The sequence below is a fragment of the Clostridium sp. JNZ J1-5 genome (genome assembly GCF_053901425.1).
The window spans coordinates 2,595,964-2,615,683 of sequence record NZ_CM132773.1; the positions used below are offsets into that span (position 1 = coordinate 2,595,964).

Here is a 19,720-nt window from a genome sequence, read left to right on the forward strand (position 1 = left end):
ACTTATTTGTTAATACTTTTAATTCTTTGATTTATAGTATAGAATATTATAGTGTAGAATTATCTGTATTTTTTCATAATGAGAGAGGTATTGGAATGGATAGAATAGATAAACATAACTATTATTTAGATATTTGCGAGACTATATTAGAAAGAGGTACCTGTTTAAGAAGAAACTTTGGAGCTATAATTGTTAAAAATGATGAAATTATGTCTTCAGGCTATACAGGTGCTCCTAGAGGAAGAAAGAATTGTTCTGATATAGGTTACTGTAGAAGAGAAGAACTAAAGGTAGAAAGAGGCACAAGATATGAACTTTGCAGATCAGTTCATGCAGAACAAAATGCAATTATATCTTCAAGAAGGCAGGATATGATAGGGTCAACTCTTTATCTAGTTGGAAAGGAAGTTGATAATGGAGAATTAGTTCATAATGCAGCACCTTGTTCCCTATGTAAAAGATTTATAATAAATTCAGGAATAAATAAGGTAGTAATTAGGGACACAAAGAAAGATTTTAGGACTATAGATGTACAACAATGGATAGATAATGATGATTCTCTAGAAGGGGATGGATCATATTAATAAAGGAAGGTTATAATTAAACTATGGATAGTATAAAGGTTTTAACATTAATTTCTGTAATTATATCATTTGCATTAACACCTTTAGTAAAGAAATTTGCCTTTCGAATTAAGGCCTTAGATATACCTAAAGATACAAGAAAAATACATAAAGAGCCTATTCCATTACTTGGAGGAGTAGCTATCTATTTATCATTTTTAATTACAATGATTTTAAAAGATGGCCCATTAACAAAATCACAAATTGGAATATTAATTGGAGCTACTATAATTGTAATTGGCGGACTAATTGATGATTTGAAAGATTTAAAGCCCTGGCAAAAGCTTGCTTTTCAAGTAAGTGCTGCTGGAACTCTTGTGCTATTTGGTGTACAGATAATTCGGATTACGAATCCATTACCTATAGGCAGATTATATTTAGATTTAGGATATTTAATGATACCATTAACAATATTTTGGGTAGTAGGAATTACTAATGCTTTAAATTTGATAGACGGAGTAGATGGACTTGCTGCAGGAGTATCATTTATATGTTCAGTAACTATTTTTATTATAGCAGTTTTGAATGGTAGAAGAGAAGCGGCTATGTTAACTGCAATTTTAAGTGGATCTATATTTGGTTTTTTGCCATATAATTTTAATCCTGCTTCTATATTTATGGGAGATACAGGAGCTCAACTATTGGGATTTTTATTAGCTGCCATATCATTAGAAGGAACTATAAAATCAGCTACAGCATTTGCTATAGCAGTACCGGTATTGGCTTTTGGGTTACCTATATATGATACCCTATTTGCTATGATAAGGAGAAAAGTAAATGGAAAGCCAATAATGCAAGCAGACAGGGGGCATTTGCATCATAGATTACTAGATATGGGATTAAATCAAAGGCAGGTTGTGTTAATCATGTATCTTATTAGTGCTGTTTTAGGAGGAATTTCTATAATAGCTATGCAAGTTAGCACACCAAGGTCATATTTTTTACTAACAATTGTTATACTAATAATTGGATTGGCAGCTTGGAAGTGCGGGTTTTTTAAGCACAAAGAATAGAGGATTTGGGAGTGAAGATGTGGAAAAGATAAAAGTTATGAATGTTTTTGGTACTAGGCCAGAAGCTATAAAAATGGCTCCTCTTATAAAGGAGTTAGAAAGAAACAATCAAATAGACTCTAAAGTATGTGTTACAGCTCAGCATAGAGAAATGCTAGATCAAGTTTTAGAATTATTCAATATAAAACCAGATTATGATCTAAATATAATGAAATCAAAACAAAGTTTAAGCAGCATAACTACAAGTGTTTTAACTAGCTTAGAAGAAATATTTGCAAAAGAAGTTCCAGATGTAGTTTTAGTTCATGGAGATACTACTACTACATTTGCTGCATCCCTTGCAGCCTTTTATAATAAAATTAAAGTTGGGCATGTAGAAGCAGGGTTAAGAAGTTATGATAAATATTTTCCATTTCCAGAAGAGATGAATAGAAGACTCACTGGAACTTTAGCAGATTTACATTTTGCACCTACTGTTAGAAGTAAGGACAATTTGCTTAAAGAAGGAATAAGTGAAGATAAAATATTTATAACTGGCAACACAGTAATAGATGCTATGAATTATACTGTAGAAGAAAATTATGTTTTTAATAACGATAAATTAAATAGCATTGACTATAATAAGAAAATAATAATGGTTACTGCTCATAGAAGAGAAAATTGGGGAGAAGGCATAGAGAATATATGCAAATCAATACTTGAGATAAAAAAAGAGAACGAAGATGTTGAAATAATTTATCTTGTTCACTTAAATCCTATTGTGAAGGATACTGTTCTTAGATACCTAGATGGAGTAGAAGGAATACATCTACTACCTCCGCTAGATACTAAGGAAACACATAATTTGATGAAAAAATGTTATTTTATTATGACTGATTCTGGGGGAATACAAGAGGAAGCTCCTCACCTTGGAAAGCCTGTTTTGGTACTTAGGGATGTTACTGAAAGAGTTGAAGCTGTTGAGGCAGGCACAGTAAAAATGGTGGGAACAAATAAACAAAACATAATAAGAGATGCTAATATTTTATTGAATTCTGAGAAAGACTATTATAGTATGAGTAAGGCAATCAATCCTTATGGAGACGGTAAGGCTTCTATTAGAATTGTTGAAAATATTATAAAGTTTTTTAAATCGGAATAAAGGCTATAACCTTTGTTTTTAGTATATTTCAACATGGAAGCTAATTTGTGCTTGCTCTACTAAGCTATAGTTTAGGAGGAAACCTTAATGAAAGAAGTGGTAATAGCAAGTGCAGTTAGAACCCCAATTGGAAAATATGGTGGAGCATTAAAGGATATCGCAGCATCAGAACTTGGTTCAATAGCTATAAAAGAAGCATTAAATAGAGCTAAAGTATCATCGGATCAAGTTGATGAAATCCTTATGGGTCATGTGCTTCAAGGAGGGCATGGACAAAACACAGCTAGGCAAGCTGCTATAGGAGCAGGCATTCCAGTAGAAATTCCATCCATGGCAATTAATAAACTTTGTGGGTCTGGACTTAGAACAGTAAGCATGGCTGCACAATTTATACAATTGGGAGACGCAGATATTATAGTTGCTGGTGGAATGGAGAATATGTCATCTACTCCATATTTAGTACAAAATGCTAGATGGGGTGTAAGGATGGGAGATACTAAATTTGTTGATGCAATGATACATGATGGTTTAATGGATGCATTTAACTACTACCATATGGGAGTTACTGCAGAAAATATAGCTGAGCAATGGAACATATCAAGAGAAGAGCAAGATGAGTTCGCACTAAGATCACAAAATTTAGCTGAAAAGGCGATTAAAGAAAAAAAATTTAAAGATGAGATTGTCCCAGTAATAATTAAAACTAAAAAGGGAGAAATAGTATTTGATACTGATGAATATCCTAAGTTTGGAACAACTAAAGAATCATTAACAAAATTAAAGCCAGCATTTAAAAAGGATGGAACCGTAACAGCAGGAAATGCCTCGGGATTAAATGATGGTGCAGCAGCACTAGTAATAATGAGTGGTGAAAAGGCAAAAGAACTAGGAGTAACTCCATTAGCTAAGATAATATCCTATGGTTCAAAAGGCGTGGACCCATCTGTAATGGGATATGGACCAGTGGGGGCAACTGAGGTTGCATTTAAACGGATAGGAATGAGCATAGATGATATAGATTTAATAGAGGCTAATGAAGCTTTTGCAGCTCAAAGTATAGCAGTAGCAAGAGATTTGAGTTTTGATATGAATAAAGTTAATGTAAATGGCGGCGCAATAGCACTAGGGCATCCTATTGGGTGTTCAGGTGCAAGAATACTCGTTACATTGCTATATGAGATGCAGAAGAGGAACTCAAAAATAGGATTGGCAACTCTTTGTATAGGTGGAGGAATGGGTACATCTATCATTGTCGAAAGATAGTATAAATTTTTATAATCATTTAGTATAATACAAATTTAAATTTTAATAAAAAAGGGTGCTTTAAAGGCGCTTTTTTTTTATATTAAATATTAAAAAAATTAAGAAAAATTAGAATTCGATTGTTAAAAATGATACTTAGTTAAGGGGAATTTTATATATAAAATACACCCTATGTTTAAATATTGTGACTGATTTTCAAAATTCTCTTACAGCTCTTATTTAAAGAATTTATGGTACTTATAATTAATTTAAATGCCTATAAATCTAGAATTGATTTATATTAAGCATAAGATTAAAGCTAATATAAAAGGTAAAATAATGTATATAAACCTTGTAATAGTGTTAAAAAATTAACAAAAAATCGAGATTTAGATATTGAATTAAAATAATATGAATAGTATAATCAAAATATCGGCAATAAAATGCCAATTAAGCAATATCAAATTTTGGGTATATGGGAGGTTAATGCAATGAAAGATGTAGTTATCGCAAGTGCAGTAAGAACACCTATAGGAAGTTATGGCGGAGCTTTAAAGGATGTTCCAGCAGCTGATTTAGGAGCATTAGTAATTAAAGAAGCATTAGTAAGAGCTGGAGTTAAGCCAGAACAAGTAGAAGAAGTAATAATGGGACATGTATTACAAGCTGGTCAAGGACAAAATCCAGCTAGACAAGCTTTAATAAAAGCTGGTCTTCCAAATGAAACTCCTTGTTTTACACTTAATAAGGTTTGTGGTTCAGGGTTAAGAGTTGTATCTTTAGCAGCACAAATGATAAAAGCAGGAGATGCAGATATCATAGTTGCTGGAGGTATGGAAAATATGTCAGCAACTCCTTACGTAGTACCAAATGCTAGATGGGGACAAAGAATGGGAGATGGCAAATTAGTTGACACAATGATTAAAGATGGTCTTTGGGATGCATTTAATCAATATCATATGGGAATAACAGCTGAAAACGTAGCTGAACAATGGAACATAACAAGAGAAGAACAAGATGCTTTTGCATTAAGATCTCAAACTTTAGCTGAAAAAGCAATTAAAGAAGGAAAATTCAAAGATGAAATAGTTCCAGTAGTAATAAAAACTAGAAAAGGCGAAGTTGTAGTTGATACAGATGAATATCCAAAGTTTGGAACAACTGCAGAAAGCTTAGCTAAATTAAAACCAGCATTTAAGAAAGATGGAACAGTTACAGCAGGAAATGCTTCAGGTATAAATGATGGAGCAGCAGCATTTGTTATAATGAGTGCTGAAAAAGCTGAAGAATTAGGAATAAAACCATTAGCTAAAATAGTTTCTTATGGCTCTAAAGGTGTAGATCCAAGTATAATGGGAGTTGGACCAATAGGAGCAACAAGAAAAACTCTTGAAGCTGCTGGCTTAACTATAGATGATATAGATTTAATTGAAGCTAATGAAGCGTTTGCAGCTCAAAGTTTAGCAGTAGGTAGAGATTTAAAATTCAATATGGATAAAGTAAACGTAAACGGTGGAGCTATTGCGTTAGGACATCCAATTGGAGCATCAGGTGCGAGAATAATTGTTTCATTATTACACGAAATGCAAAAGAGAGATGTTAAGAGAGGTTTAGCAACACTTTGCATAGGTGGAGGAATGGGAACAACTCTTATAGTTGAAAGATAATAAGTACTTATAATAAAGAAAGAGGAAAATTTATTTTCCTCTTTCTTTTATTTTATTAATATTTTTTAATGAAATATATTTAAAATATTGAATAATAAAGCAAGAGTTACTTCAAACTATATTAAGTGTATTTAAAAATAATTTAAAAAAAATTATGTTAGTATAAAGGAAACACCGCTAGTTTATTAGTATATACAAGGCTAGTACAAATTGATAGAATATTCGGTATATTATGAATATTGTCGAGAAGATATTAAAATGACGTAATTCGCTATATTTATGCAAGAAATTTGAAATTGAACAAAAAATAGAAAAAATCGTGAATAATGAGTCAAAATAGCTATATTTAGATGTATATTAGATGTTATAAGAAAAATTAAGATTTGAATAAGAATCTAGTAAAGATATAATAAGGTTTATTACATTATAATATTATGTTATAAATTTGGGAGGGCAGATGAAAAATAATTATGAATTCTATGAAATGTTAAGGACAACTAGGTATTTTGATATTATCTTTGGACTTGCTTTAGGAATAGCAGTTTATTTGATGAAAAATGAATACTTAGTTCCATGTTTGATAGGATTCGGAATTTCGGTTATTAGTTTCTATATTAATGGGTTTACAGTAAATTATGTAGTTGGTAAAGAAAAAACTAAAAATGAAGGTTTAATAATTTTAAGTTTTATAGCAAGAATAATAATTATAAGCGCTATAGGACTGGTTCTATTTACGTATAATAAGTTTAATGTAATAGCTTATATTATGGGTTATACTTTTAGATTTATTTCTTTAGTGTCATATGGGTTAATGATAAAAAAGAAATAATAATGAAAGGAGGAGAGAAATGGAATTTAGTATAAAACCTGAACTTACTGAAGTAATTATAGTGCAATGGGGGATAATAATATTATTAGCAATTTTAGCAATTTTATTAACTAAGAATTTGAAAAAGATTCCAGATAAAAAGCAAAGTACAGTAGAAGTTATAGTAGATTTTATAAACAATATAGTAGAAGATACTATGGGGCCAAATACGAGAAGATTTGTTCCTTATATAGGTACGTTAGGAATATTTTTATTATTTATGAATTTAACGGGTTTGGTTGGTATAGAGCCACCAACAAAAGATTATAGTGTAGCATTGGCTTTAGCTGTAATAACATTTTTAGTAATTCAGGTATATGCTATCAGAAAAAATGGATTACTAAAATATTTTAAGGGATATACAGAACCAGTAGGGGTATTATTGCCCATAAATGTAATGGAAAGGATTATGTTACCTGTATCTTTGAGCTTAAGATTATTTGGAAACATGATGGCAGCGACTATTATTATGGGACTTATATATAAAGGACTTAGTAAGTCATTATTAGGTTTCCCACAGTTAGTAATTCCAGTACCATTACACTTTTATTTTGATGTGTTTGATGGAGCGATCCAGATGATTATATTTGTAATGTTAACTATGATAAATATTAAGACTGTATCAGAACACTAGGGAGTTTTTTCACAAGCACATTATATTTTGTAGAAGACAATTAAAATCTTAGTAAATAATAAGTGCATATAAAAATTTGAAATAATAAATTAGAGTTTTAGGAGGAAAAGATTATGAATATTAGTTCAGAAGCATTTGTAGCTGGAATGTGTGCAATTGGTGCAGGACTTGCTGCCATAGGATGTATAGGTGGAGGTATTGGTACTGGTAATGCTACTGCTAAAGCTGTTGAAGGTGTTTCAAGACAACCAGATGCTAGTGGTAAGATAATAAGTACATTGATAATAGGTAGTGCACTTTCAGAAGCAACAGCTATTTATGCATTTCTTATAGGAATACTGATGGTATTTAAAATAGCGCTATAATAATCATATAAAGCGAGCCTGAAGGGGGGCTTTTGAAGATAATGTCAATTAGTTTATCAGTATTTATAGCTACAATAATCAACTTTTTAATACTTTTAGCTGTACTCAAGTTCTTTCTATTTAAACCCGTTAATAATGTAATTGACCTTAGAAGAAATGAAATAGAAAGCTCTATAAAAAAGGCTGAAACAGATAGAAAAGAAGCAGAAGAATTAAAATCTGAATCTCAAAGCTTAGTGAAACAATCTAAGAGACAAGGTAAGGATATAGTAGAAACCTATAAACTTAGAGCAGAAAAGATATCTACTGAAATAGTAAATGAAGCACACTTAGAGGCAGATAAAATTTTAGAAAGAGCTAAAAGAGAAATTGAAAGAGAAAGAGAAAAGGCAGCATATGAAATTAAGACCGAAGCTATAAATTTAGCTATAGAACTTTCTAAGAAAGCTTTAGAAGAATCTATAGATGAAGCTAAGCATAGAGAAATAATTGAGGATTTTATTGCTAAGGTAGGTAGTTAATTATGTATGAATATCTAGATAGAAGATATGCTCTAGCTATATATCAAGTTGCAGAGAAAAAGGGAAAAGTAGAAGAGTATATGCAGGAGTTAAGCGAGATAGTTGATTTAATCAAAACTAATGAAGAACTCTCAAGAGTAGTAAAACATCCTCAAATAACTACCTCTAAAAAGAAAAAGATATTTGAAGAGGTATTTAAAGGAAAGATTGATGATGACTTATTATCCTTTCTACTTTTACTTATTCAAAAAGATAGAATTTTGTATTTAGAAGAAAAGCTTAAGGAAATGAAAAAAATCCATCTGGAAAAGCAAAATATTAAAGAAGCTACTGTTAAAACTGTAATCCCGCTTAATGAAGAGGAAAGAAGTGCACTAATAAAAAAATTAGAGAATAAATATAAGAAAAACATATTACTTAAGGAAGAAATAGACAAAAATCTAATTGGTGGGATATATATAAGAGTAGGCGATGATGTAATAGATGGAACAATAAAAGCTAAATTTGATGAAATTAAGAAGAGAGTAATAAAGAATTAGACTATTGGAAAAGAGGTGACCCCATGAACGTAAAACCTGAAGAGATTACTTCAATAATAAGGAAGGAAATCGAAAAATACGAGCATAAAATTCAAACTGTGGACTCAGGTACAATTATACAAATTGGAGATGGAATAGCCAGAGTATATGGTTTGGACGATTGTATGGAGGGTGAGCTTTTAGAATTCCCAAATGATGTATATGGTATGGCTTTAAACCTAGAGCAAGATAATGTTGGATGTGTTTTACTAGGTCATGAAGAAGGAATTAAAGAAGGAGACATAGTAAAGAGAACAGGCAAAGTCGTTGAAGTTCCAGTAGGAGAAGCTTTAATAGGAAGGGTTGTTAACTCATTAGGTCAACCACTAGACGGTAAAGGTCCAATTAGAACCGAAGAAACACGTGCTATAGAGGTTGAAGCTCCAGGAGTTATTGAAAGACAATCAGTTAAAGAACCACTACAAACAGGTATAAAAGCAATAGATTCAATGATACCAATAGGAAAGGGACAAAGAGAGCTTATAATTGGAGATAGACAAATAGGAAAAACTGCTATTGTAATTGACACAATATTAAATCAAAAGGATAAGAATGTTAAATGTATTTATGTAGCTGTAGGACAAAAACAATCTACTGTGGCACACATAGTAAATACATTAACTCAGATGGGAGCAATGGATTATACAATAGTAGTATCATCTACTGCCTCAGACTCAGCTCCACTTCAATTTTTAGCACCTTATGCTGGATGTAGTATGGGAGAATACTTCATGCATAAGGGTGAAGATGTTTTAATAGTATATGATGATTTGTCAAAACACGCTGTAGCCTATAGAACTATGTCACTATTACTTAGGAGACCACCAGGAAGAGAAGCTTATCCTGGAGATGTATTCTATATTCACTCAAGATTGCTTGAGAGAGCTGCAAGACTTTCTGATAGTTTAGGTGGAGGTTCACTTACTGCACTGCCAATAATTGAAACCCTTGCAGGAGATGTTACAGCATATATACCAACTAACGTAATATCTATTACCGATGGACAAATATTTTTGGAAACAGAACTTTTCTATTCTGGACAGAAACCAGCGGTTAATGCAGGTATTTCAGTGTCTCGTGTTGGTGGTAATGCTCAAATTAAGGCTATGAAGCAAGTTTCTGGAACATTAAGATTAGAACTTGCTCAATATAGAGAGTTAGCTGCTTTTTCTCAATTTGGATCAGATTTAGATAAAGAAGCTAAAGCAAGATTAGAAAAAGGTAAAAGATTAGTTGAAGTCTTAAATCAAGAACAATATAATCCAATGCCAGTAGAAAAACAAATTATGATTTTATATGCTGCTGTTAATAATTATTTATCAGATATAAAAGTTTCTAGTATTAGAAGTTTTGAAAAAGGATTGTTGGAGTATATTGATACACATCATAGAAGCTTAAATGATGAAATATTAGAAAAACAAGAACTAACAGATTCTATAAAAGATGAGCTTAATACTGCTATTGAAGAATTTAAAAAAGTCTTTTTAGCATAAGGTTAGTTTAGACCTTAGGAGGTGAAATATGGCTGGAGCAGGATTGATTGCTATAAAGCGTAGAATTAGGTCCATAAAAAATACGAAAAAAATAACAAAAGCTATAGGGCTTGTTGCCACCTCTAAACTTAGAAAATCAAGGGAAGTATTAGTTTTAAATAATGCATATTACGATGAACTAAAAAAAGTAATGAAGCAAATATTACAAGAAAATGAATTCGATAATAATATGTATATTGAAGGGAATCAAAGTAATAAAAAGTTGTATATATCGCTTACTTCAGATTCTGGACTTTGCGGAGGCTTTAATGGAAATGTAGTAAGTAAGACATTAGACAGCATATCACAGGATAAAGAAAATTCTAAGCTTATTATAGTAGGTCAGAAAGGAAGAGCATATTTTAAAAGATTTAATATTGAAGCAATTGCTGAGTATGTAGAAATTCCAGATATACCTACCATAAAAGAAGTAAATATTATACTTGATAAAGCTTTAGAATTGTTTTTAAAAGAAGAAGTTGGAGAAGTAAATGTAGTATATACAAAGTTTGTTTCTGCGGTAAAACAAGAGGTCAAAGTAAAAAGAATTCTTCCTTTTGATACTGAGGATTTGAAAGAAGAGAATACTATTGTTGCCCTTTCTGAATTTGAGCCAAGTAGAGAGAAAATGTTAATTAGTATTGCTCGTTCATATTTAAATCAAACTTTACTAAATTTAATGTTAAATGCAAAAACTAGTGAACAGCAAGCGAGAATGACCTCTATGGATGGCGCTACAAAAAATGCGGATGATTTATTGGATAAATTAAATTTGAAATATAATAGAATAAGACAAAGTGCAATAACTCAAGAAATTTCCGAAATAGTAGGAGGAGCAGAAGCGCAAAGATAGAGGAGGTGCATTATGCCAGGAAGTATAGGAAGCGTAGTACAGGTAATAGGGCCTGTAATAGATATAAAATTTGATTCAGATTATTTGCCTAATATTTATAATGCTATAGAAATAGACATGGGAGACAATAAAATACTTGTAACTGAAGTTGAACAACATATAGGAGACGATATAGTGAGAACTATAGCTATGGAGTCTACCGAAGGGCTAAAAAGAGGAATGAAAGCAACTAATACAGGAAAACCAATATCAGTACCTGTAGGAAATGAAACTTTAGGAAGATTATTTAATGTCTTAGGGAAAACTATAGATAACGAAGATGGATTTGAAGCTAAACAGTTTTATCCAATACACAGATCAGCTCCAAGTTTTGAGGATCAATCTGTTGAACCGGAAATGTTTGAAACAGGAATTAAGGTTATAGACTTAATAGCTCCATATCAAAAAGGTGGAAAAATAGGATTATTTGGAGGAGCCGGAGTTGGAAAGACTGTACTTATACAAGAACTCATAAATAATATAGCTAAAGAACATGGAGGACTATCTGTATTTACAGGTGTTGGGGAAAGAACAAGAGAGGGTAATGACCTTTACTATGAAATGAAAGAATCAGGAGTTATAAATAAGACCTCTTTGGTATTTGGACAAATGAATGAACCGCCAGGAGCTAGAATGAGAGTAGCATTAACAGGGCTTACTATGGCTGAATATTTTAGAGACCAAGGTCAAGATGTGCTTTTATTTATAGATAATATATTCAGATTTACTCAAGCTGGCTCAGAAGTTTCAGCTTTACTTGGAAGAATACCTAGTGCAGTTGGTTACCAACCAACACTTGCAACTGAAATGGGAGCACTTCAAGAGAGAATAACTTCTACAAAGCATGGATCTATTACATCAGTTCAAGCAGTATATGTGCCAGCGGATGACTTAACAGACCCTGCTCCAGCTACAACATTTTCTCACCTTGATGCTACAACAGTTTTATCAAGGGGAATATCTGAACTTGGTATATATCCTGCAGTAGACCCACTTGAGTCTACTTCAAGAATATTAGATCCTAGAATTGTTGGAGAAGAACATTACGAAACAGCCATAAAAGTTAAGCATATACTTGAAAGATATAAGGAATTACAAGATATAATAGCTATACTTGGTATTGATGAACTTTCAGAAGAGGATAAATTAGTAGTATTAAGAGCTAGAAAAGTTCAAAGATTCTTATCTCAACCATTTACAGTAGCAGAACAATTTACAGGTATGCAAGGTAAATTTGTTCCAGTTAAGGAGACAGTAAGAAGCTTTAGAGAAATAATCGAAGGTAAATATGATAATATTCCAGAGTCAGCTTTTCTATTTGTAGGATCAATTGAAGAAGCTGTAGAAAAAGCGAAAGCTATGGCTAATGCCTAGGAGAATAAAAAATGCCAAATTTAATTAAGTTTAAAGTTATTACTCCAAATAAGAGCTTTTATGAAGGAGATATAAAAGAGCTTATTACGGAAACTGTAGAAGGTGAGAGAGCTATTTTACCATTACATTCCCCTTTAATAGCTATGTTAAGACCTGCCATAACAACTATTGTAGAAGGTAATGGAGAAGAAAAAAAATTCTTTTCCTCTTCAGGAATTTTAAAGGTAAACAAAGGGGAAGTAACAATGCTTTGTGACGCTGCAGATTGGCCTGAAGATATAGATAAGGCTAGAGCAGAAGAAGCTAAAGAAAGAGCTGAAGATAGATTAAATAAAAAAGAAGGCATAGATGAAAAAAGAGCAAAGCTTGCACTATCAAGAGCTGTTAAGCGAATAGAATCGTTAAATATAAATAATAGATAAAAAAATAAAAATGGCGTGAATAATAAATTATTATTCACGCCGTTTTTATTTTGGAACACTTCTTTAAGGAAATTTATATATTAATAATATATTTAAAGTATATAGCATGGATTCTTTGTCCATAATCTAAAGAGAAAGGCGGGATCATATGAAAAATAATAGTAAAGTTATAATATTTTTATTAATGACAATAGCTGTTTTGTTAAATTATAAAATATCTTATGCGTATAAAAATATAGATTTATTTCAAGAGGTACTCAGTGAAACAAAAGGTCAAGTAGTAGAATATGGATTAAAAACCCGTTTTAAATCTAAGATAAATGGACAAGAATTAGTAAATTATTTTGTTAATGAAATCAATGCTAATATAAGCACTAAAGTAAAATCTTACAGAGGAAAAAATAGTTATATTATTAACTTTAAAGATATAAATAGCGAAGGATTCATAGAGGTTATAGATGATGAAGTAATTGTTCAGGTTATTAAAAAAGATGAAACAAATAATCTAGAAAGTTTAAGAGAAAATATAGAAAGAATTATTAGCCCTATATCAGAAAATAAAAACACATATTATAAATATTTAAAAGCACAATTGCCTAATAGTGATTTATTAAATTTAAATAAGGAAATATTAGAATTATTAAAAAGCAAAGGAGCAGATAACATACATTCTGTAGAGATAAGCAATGGATATAGTAATTCCTTATATACAAAAATCTATAAACCTAAGAATAACAATGGTGAATTAATGGATTTAAACTTTGCGTTATGTAATTATTCTTCAGGAAATTATATCATTATAGGAACTCCTGAAATATTTATAACTTATTAGCTAAGGAACAATAGAATGGAGAGGATATCAATGAAAAAATTATTGGTAAAGGGTGGAAAAAAATTAAGCGGTGAAGTTAACATTAGTTCGGCAAAAAATGCTGTCCTTCCTATAATAGCTGCTAGTATACTAAGTTCAGATAAATGCATAATAGATAATGCACCAATGCTTAAAGATGTTTTTGTAATAAGTGACGTTTTGAGAACGATAAATGCAGATATAAGCATAGATGAAAAAAGGAGTTTATTATCAATAGATACCTCAAATTTAACATGTGCTGAACCGGAGAGTGACCTTGTAAGAAAGATGAGAGCGTCATTTTTAATAATGGGACCAATGCTTGCTAGATTTAATAAATTTAAAATATCATTCCCAGGTGGATGTAATATAGGAACTAGGCCTATAGACCTGCATCTAAAGGGTCTTACTGCATTGGGAGCACAGGTTGATTTTGGACATGGTTATGTGGAAGCATATACTAATAAGTTAATTGGAAATAAGATATATTTAGATTTTCCTTCAGTAGGTGCTACAGAAAATATAATGATGGCAGCAGTTCTAGCTGAAGGAGAAACAATAATAGAAAATGCAGCTGGTGAACCAGAGGTACAAGATTTAGCTAATTTTTTAAATAGTATGGGAGCGCAAATAACTGGAGCTGGAACTGATACAATAAATATTATTGGAGTTAAAAGTCTAAAGGGAGTTAAATATAGGCCAATACCAGATAGAATTGAAGCAGGAACTTTTATGGCTGCAGCAGCAATAAGTAAAAGTAAAATAAAGATTAATGGTATAGACGAAGAACATTTAAAACCAGTTGTGGCTAAATTAAGAGAAGTGGGAGTTTGTATGGAAAAGCAGGGAAATAGCATAATTGTAGATGGTAATAATACATTTAGCCCTGTAGATATAAAAACTATGCCTTATCCAGGGTTTCCAACAGATATGCAGGCGCAAATGATGAGTTTATTATGTACTGTAGAAGGTACTAGTTTAATAACAGAAACAATTTTTGAGAATAGATTTATGCATGCAAATGAATTAAAAAGAATGGGTGGAAACATAAAAATAGATGGAAGATGTGCAGTAATTGAGGGGGTGAAAAATCTAACTGGCAGTGATGTTAAAGCTACTGATTTAAGGGCAGGTGCAGCACTTATAATTGCTGGATTAGTTGCTGAAGGATATACAACAATTGGTGATGTATATCATATAGATAGAGGGTATGTAAATATAGAAGAAAAATTTAAAAAATTAGGTGCGGATATACAAAGAATTGAGGATGAGGATTAATTTAAGGCATGTATAAGTATTTGAATGATTAGCAAGAATAAACATTTGGCATACGTCAGTACAAGTGTACTGACGTTTTTGTATTTAATTAAATAACTTTTTTCTAGTATATTTATATAAAACCAATGGATTCTATTATTGCTAGGTAATATTTTATAAAATGTTTTAATAGAAATATATGGATACATATTAAATCTACAAAATATAAGGAGAAAAACCATATGAAAAAGATTATAATAGCTATACTTTCACTTATACTTTTCATAATGATTCTTTCAATTTTAATTATAGGATTAGGAGAAAGAAAGAAGTCAATAGATGAAAATAAAAGTGATATCTTAAAATATGATAATTATAATATAAATAAAATTAAACCAAGCTATAGTGAGGACGAACTTAAAATAGATGTGTACATATCTGAGAAGAGCAGGATAGATAGAATGAATATAGAAGATTATGTATTAGGAGTATTAGCAGCAGAGATGCCAGCAGAATTTCAAATAGAGGCTTTAAAAGCTCAAGCTGTAGCTGCAAGAACATATGGCCTTGCACATAAGGAAAACTTTGGAGGGGGAAAAAGTCCGAAAGCATTGGGAGCAGATGTAAATAATACAGTAGAATTTCAAGTGTATATGTATAAAGAAGACAGAATGAAACTTTGGCCCGAGAAGAATAGGGACAAGTATTGGGAGAAGCTAACTAAGGCTGTGAAGGAAACTAAAGGAGAAGTATTAACATACAATAATGAGTTAGTAATGGCACCATACTACTTTTCTACAAGTGGGGGAAAAACTGAGGATGCAGTAGATGTATTTAATAGAGAACAGCCATATCTAAAAAGTGTTGAAAGCCCAGGAGAAGAGAAATCACCTAAGTATATAACAGAATTTAAGTTTAGCTATAGTGAATTTATAAATTTATTAAATAAATGGAATCCAAAGATTAAATTAAAAAGCAGTAATTTAAAAAGCCAAATGTCCATACTTGAAAGGACTTCAGGAGGAAGTGTTACAAAGTTAAAAGTTGGAAGCGAATATATATCAGGCCAGAAATTAAGGAGTATATTAAATTTGAATTCAGCTAATTTTACTATAAAGTTTAATAGTAAAGATATAGTTGTAACATGCAAAGGATATGGGCATGGTGTTGGGATGAGTCAATGGGGAGCCAATGCCATGGCTAAAGAAGGAGATAATTACGAAACAATACTAGAACATTACTATCAAGGAGTAAAAATAACTAAACTAAAAGAAAAGTAAATAATGTTTGCGCCGAAAAGTCGGCGTTTTTTTTTATTTATTAGAAATAATATTTTACTGCTTTTTTATATAATTTCATCTGATTCATGTAATTTACATGAAATTAAACAAATATTTTGGAGAATCATGTAAAAAAATAATGAAAAAAAAGGAAAGAAAATTTGAAAATATATGTATTTTTTATTAGCCAAAGGACAAACTACAAAAAGGAGGTGTTTATATGGAGAACAAAAATACTAACAAAAATTCTTCAAATTTTTTTAAGAAGGAAGGTTTTTATGTAGTCTTATTTCTATGTTTGTGCATTATAGCAACAGTTGCAGCTATAACAACAAAAAATAATAAAAAAGTAGAAAATAAGCCGCAAGCTTCACAAAATGTAAAAGTTGATTCTCAAAAACCAAGAGAAGTTTCTATATCACAAAAGGATAAAGAAATTAATAATGCGGTTCAAGTAAGAAATAATGAGAAAAAAGCTGAAACAGGAATTGAGGTTCCAACAAAAAAAGAAGTATCAGTATCAAAGACTACAGAACCTAAATTTATTAAGCCAGTGGATGGAGAAATAGTGATGAAATACTCTCAAACTCCAGTATGGTGGGAAACTTCTAAAACATATAGACCTAACTTTGGTATTAACATAAAAGCAAATGTTGGTACACCAGTCAAGGCAGTTTCAGACGGTGAAGTAAAGTTAGTAGAAGAAAAAGGATCATTTGGAACAACTATTACTATTTATCATCCTGAGAATGGCAAAACCACTTCTTATGGAAACTTAGATAAAGCAGTAAAAGTTAAAAAAGGTGATAAAGTAACCCAAGGTCAAGAGATAGGTAAAGTTGGAAATAGTTCTTTAAGAGGAATGTCTGAAGAAATAGGAAATAATTTCTTGCACTTTGAGGTTCTTAAAAATGCAAAAGAAGAGCCACAATTTTCAAGTGAAAATCCAGAAAAGTATATAAAATATTAGGTTAACATTAAAAGCCATTTTCCGATTAAATTCGGAAAATGGCCAAATAATAAGATGTTATATAGTAATTTAAAATAACATAAGTGCATATTTATAAATATATAAGGTTAAGGAGGTAGCACTTTGAAAGATTACATTGAAGAAAGAGTTCTTGAAGTAGCAAGATATATAATAGAATCTAAAGCTACAATAAGAAAAACAGCCAAAGTCTTCGGAGTAAGTAAAAGTACAATACACAAAGATATGACAGAGAGGTTACCTAAAATTAATCCTCAAGTAGCTAAAGAGGCTAAGGATGTATTGGATTTAAATAAATCAGAAAGACATATTAGGGGCGGTAAAGCAACTAAAATGAAATATAAAACAATAGAAGGTTAATAATTCCTAATTAAGCTCAAAAATAAAGGTTTTTTTTGTAATACTATGGAATAAATGAGTATTAACGTATATAATAAGTATAGATAATAGTAGAAAATATACAATGTAATATAATACGAAAGAGCAGGAGTGAAATTAGGAATGTTTTTTAGAATGAGTACAGATATGGGAATAGATTTAGGTACAGCAACAGTTCTAGTGTATATCAAAGGGAAAGGAATTGTTTTGAAGGAGCCTTCAGTTGTAGCCATTGATAAAAATGCAAATAGAGTATTGGCAGTAGGCGAAGAAGCTAGACAAATGATTGGAAGAACTCCAGGCAACATAGTTGCAATTCGTCCTTTAAGGGATGGGGTAATATCAGATTATGATATAACAGAAAAGATGTTAAAACATTTTATTAGAAAAGCCTGTGGAAAAAGAAGAGTAGGTGCTCCTAGAGTTGTAATTTGTGTTCCTTGTGAAGCTACTGAAGTAGAAAAGAGAGCTGTTAAGGACGCAGCTGTTAATGCAGGAGCAAAAAAAGTGTTCTTAATAGAAGAGCCTTTGGCAGCAGCTATTGGAGCTGGGTTAGATATAACAAAAGCTAGTGGTAATATGGTAATAGACATTGGAGGGGGAACGACAGACATAGCAGTAATCTCTCTTGGTGGAATGGTTGTAAGAAGTTCCATTAAAGTTGCCGGGGATAGCTTCGATGAATCAATAATAAAGTACATAAGAAAAAAACATAAACTCATGATTGGAGAAAGAACAGCAGAAGAATTAAAGATGAATATTGGAACCGCATATAAAAGAGAAGAGAATATAAGTATGGAAATAAGAGGAAGAGATCTAATAACAGGACTCCCTAAAAATATAAGTGTATCCTCAGAAGAGATGAGAGAAGCATTGAGTGAGGCGGTAAATGCTATTGCAGATTGTACTCACTCAGTTTTAGAAAAAACTCCACCTGAATTAGCAGCAGATATAGCTGATAGAGGAATTGTAATGACAGGTGGCGGATCCTTATTAAATGGATTGGATAAGTTAATAGAGGAAGTAACTAAAGTTCCCGTACATGTTGCTCAAGATTCAGTTTCATCAGTTGCTCTAGGCACTGGAGATGTACTAAGCTACCTAGATAAGATTGATGCATCTTATAAGGGGCAGGATATAAACCTAATAGACTAATATATATACTTATTATATAAGTTATAAAATATACGCTCTATAATCTTAAAATTATGGAGCGTATATTTTATTTAAAATTATTTTGGAATTATGAGAAGTTAAGGATAGCTTAAAACATATGATATTTATATTATGTTATCCATATTTTTATCATGTAATTGTGAAAGGTAATATGAATGGATTAGAGAGTGAGTAATGACTTTGGCCATTTCCATAATTAAATCTAGGCGTATATTCCTATTTGTAAATAGCTCGTTATTATCACTAGAGTCCACAATACCTATTATGGAGGTTTCCCCAACTTCAGGTAAAATTTTACCTACACCTTTTCCAGGATGTATAGGATAATCGCGAGCTTGTATTTCCCCTATGTTTTTCATTTCTCCTAAACAAGCATCAACGCCTATTATACTAGAAGAGGGATGAAGTTTTTTTATCTGCTGAAGCTGTTTATCTATATTTAAAGCGTGTATAGGTTCAGAAATAGTTCCATATACTTTTAGTGGGAAGTTTTCATTTTTTAATAATGTTCCTACTAATGGCCCTAGACAATCTCCTATACATCTGTCAGTACCAATACATACTATAACAGAATTTTCATCCATGTAATCTTTTAAAAAATATGCTATTTCGTAATAAGATAGATTATCTTTATAGTGGACTCTGACTTTATTCAAGAACGACACCTCCTTGATAATTTATATGAAAAGCATATATACTATATGAAATAAAAATTAATAAAAAAAGAAAATATAATAGAATTAAAAGGAAAAAGGAGATGAATAATTGATATAAATGTATAAGTAATTCGAAGTAATGTGGTGAAATTAAGAGCAATATGCTTGTAATTTCATTTAAATAACAAAAGTTAGAGTTGAAATAAGTGCTAGTTCTAGGTATACTAATATTCGTTGACGCGGTAAAACGCTGAAAATAAAAA

21 protein-coding genes are annotated in these 19,720 nt (G+C 31.2%); 20 read left to right on the forward strand and 1 reads right to left on the reverse strand.

Going from position 1 to position 19,720, the window contains the following annotated elements:
• Window positions 1–95 precede the first annotated feature (95 nt).
• From ACWW38_RS12515 to mreB, 20 genes are all read left to right on the forward strand, one after another.
• On the forward strand, window positions 96–584 hold the full coding sequence (locus ACWW38_RS12515) for a deoxycytidylate deaminase (protein ID WP_456257885.1): 489 nt from the start codon (window positions 96–98) through the stop codon (window positions 582–584).
• Between the two features lie 23 nt (window positions 585–607).
• Window positions 608–1,636 carry an MraY family glycosyltransferase gene (locus tag ACWW38_RS12520; protein ID WP_456257886.1) on the forward strand — a complete coding sequence of 343 codons (1,029 nt, stop codon included), beginning with the start codon at window positions 608–610 and terminating at the stop codon, window positions 1,634–1,636.
• 19 nt (window positions 1,637–1,655) lie between these two features.
• Entirely contained in the window at window positions 1,656–2,777 is a 1,122-nt protein-coding gene (gene wecB, locus ACWW38_RS12525; protein WP_456257887.1) for a non-hydrolyzing UDP-N-acetylglucosamine 2-epimerase, read from the forward strand.
• An 87-nt stretch (window positions 2,778–2,864) separates the two neighbouring features.
• The gene (locus ACWW38_RS12530) at window positions 2,865–4,040 is read left to right on the forward strand and encodes an acetyl-CoA C-acetyltransferase (RefSeq protein WP_456257888.1); all 1,176 of its coding nucleotides are present in this window, start codon (window positions 2,865–2,867) and stop codon (window positions 4,038–4,040) included.
• A 470-nt stretch (window positions 4,041–4,510) separates the two neighbouring features.
• Window positions 4,511–5,686, forward strand: coding sequence for an acetyl-CoA C-acetyltransferase (locus tag ACWW38_RS12535; protein WP_456257889.1), 1,176 nt, complete (start codon window positions 4,511–4,513; stop codon window positions 5,684–5,686).
• Window positions 5,687–6,143: 457 nt separating this feature from the next.
• Window positions 6,144–6,515, forward strand: a complete 372-nt coding sequence (locus ACWW38_RS12540; RefSeq protein ID WP_456257890.1) for an ATP synthase subunit I — start codon at window positions 6,144–6,146, stop codon at window positions 6,513–6,515.
• Window positions 6,516–6,534: 19 nt separating this feature from the next.
• Entirely contained in the window at window positions 6,535–7,188 is a 654-nt protein-coding gene (locus ACWW38_RS12545; protein WP_456257891.1) for a F0F1 ATP synthase subunit A, read from the forward strand.
• A gap of 113 nt (window positions 7,189–7,301) precedes the next feature.
• Window positions 7,302–7,553: an ATP synthase F0 subunit C gene (gene atpE, locus ACWW38_RS12550; protein ID WP_456257892.1), complete on the forward strand. Its 252-nt coding sequence runs from the start codon at window positions 7,302–7,304 to the stop codon at window positions 7,551–7,553.
• Between the two features lie 41 nt (window positions 7,554–7,594).
• Window positions 7,595–8,074: a F0F1 ATP synthase subunit B gene (locus ACWW38_RS12555; RefSeq protein ID WP_456257893.1), complete on the forward strand. Its 480-nt coding sequence runs from the start codon at window positions 7,595–7,597 to the stop codon at window positions 8,072–8,074.
• Window positions 8,075–8,076: 2 nt separating this feature from the next.
• Window positions 8,077–8,613, forward strand: a complete 537-nt coding sequence (locus ACWW38_RS12560) for a F0F1 ATP synthase subunit delta (protein WP_456257894.1) — start codon at window positions 8,077–8,079, stop codon at window positions 8,611–8,613.
• Window positions 8,614–8,636: 23 nt separating this feature from the next.
• Window positions 8,637–10,145 carry a F0F1 ATP synthase subunit alpha gene (gene atpA, locus ACWW38_RS12565; RefSeq protein WP_456257895.1) on the forward strand — a complete coding sequence of 503 codons (1,509 nt, stop codon included), beginning with the start codon at window positions 8,637–8,639 and terminating at the stop codon, window positions 10,143–10,145.
• A 28-nt stretch (window positions 10,146–10,173) separates the two neighbouring features.
• Window positions 10,174–11,037, forward strand: a complete 864-nt coding sequence (atpG, locus tag ACWW38_RS12570; RefSeq protein WP_456257896.1) for an ATP synthase F1 subunit gamma — start codon at window positions 10,174–10,176, stop codon at window positions 11,035–11,037.
• Between the two features lie 12 nt (window positions 11,038–11,049).
• The gene (gene atpD / locus ACWW38_RS12575; protein ID WP_456257897.1) at window positions 11,050–12,450 is read left to right on the forward strand and encodes a F0F1 ATP synthase subunit beta; all 1,401 of its coding nucleotides are present in this window, start codon (window positions 11,050–11,052) and stop codon (window positions 12,448–12,450) included.
• Window positions 12,451–12,461: 11 nt separating this feature from the next.
• A complete protein-coding gene (locus ACWW38_RS12580) occupies window positions 12,462–12,872 on the forward strand; it encodes a F0F1 ATP synthase subunit epsilon (protein WP_456257898.1) in 411 nt (136 codons plus the stop codon).
• Between the two features lie 148 nt (window positions 12,873–13,020).
• A complete protein-coding gene (locus ACWW38_RS12585) occupies window positions 13,021–13,704 on the forward strand; it encodes a hypothetical protein (protein ID WP_456257899.1) in 684 nt (227 codons plus the stop codon).
• 30 nt (window positions 13,705–13,734) lie between these two features.
• On the forward strand, window positions 13,735–15,000 hold the full coding sequence (murA, locus tag ACWW38_RS12590) for a UDP-N-acetylglucosamine 1-carboxyvinyltransferase (protein WP_456257900.1): 1,266 nt from the start codon (window positions 13,735–13,737) through the stop codon (window positions 14,998–15,000).
• 221 nt (window positions 15,001–15,221) lie between these two features.
• Window positions 15,222–16,259: a stage II sporulation protein D gene (spoIID, locus tag ACWW38_RS12595; RefSeq protein WP_456257901.1), complete on the forward strand. Its 1,038-nt coding sequence runs from the start codon at window positions 15,222–15,224 to the stop codon at window positions 16,257–16,259.
• Between the two features lie 220 nt (window positions 16,260–16,479).
• Window positions 16,480–17,229, forward strand: coding sequence for a peptidoglycan DD-metalloendopeptidase family protein (locus ACWW38_RS12600; protein WP_456257902.1), 750 nt, complete (start codon window positions 16,480–16,482; stop codon window positions 17,227–17,229).
• A 123-nt stretch (window positions 17,230–17,352) separates the two neighbouring features.
• A complete protein-coding gene (gene spoIIID / locus ACWW38_RS12605) occupies window positions 17,353–17,607 on the forward strand; it encodes a sporulation transcriptional regulator SpoIIID (protein ID WP_456257903.1) in 255 nt (84 codons plus the stop codon).
• Window positions 17,608–17,748: 141 nt separating this feature from the next.
• Entirely contained in the window at window positions 17,749–18,780 is a 1,032-nt protein-coding gene (gene mreB, locus ACWW38_RS12610) for a rod shape-determining protein MreB (RefSeq protein WP_456257904.1), read from the forward strand.
• Window positions 18,781–18,905: 125 nt separating this feature from the next.
• Here mreB and yyaC read toward each other — a convergent pair whose 3' ends face one another.
• On the reverse strand, window positions 18,906–19,457 hold the full coding sequence (gene yyaC / locus ACWW38_RS12615) for a spore protease YyaC (protein WP_456257905.1): 552 nt from the start codon (window positions 19,455–19,457) through the stop codon (window positions 18,906–18,908).
• Between the last annotated feature and the right edge of the window lie 263 nt (window positions 19,458–19,720).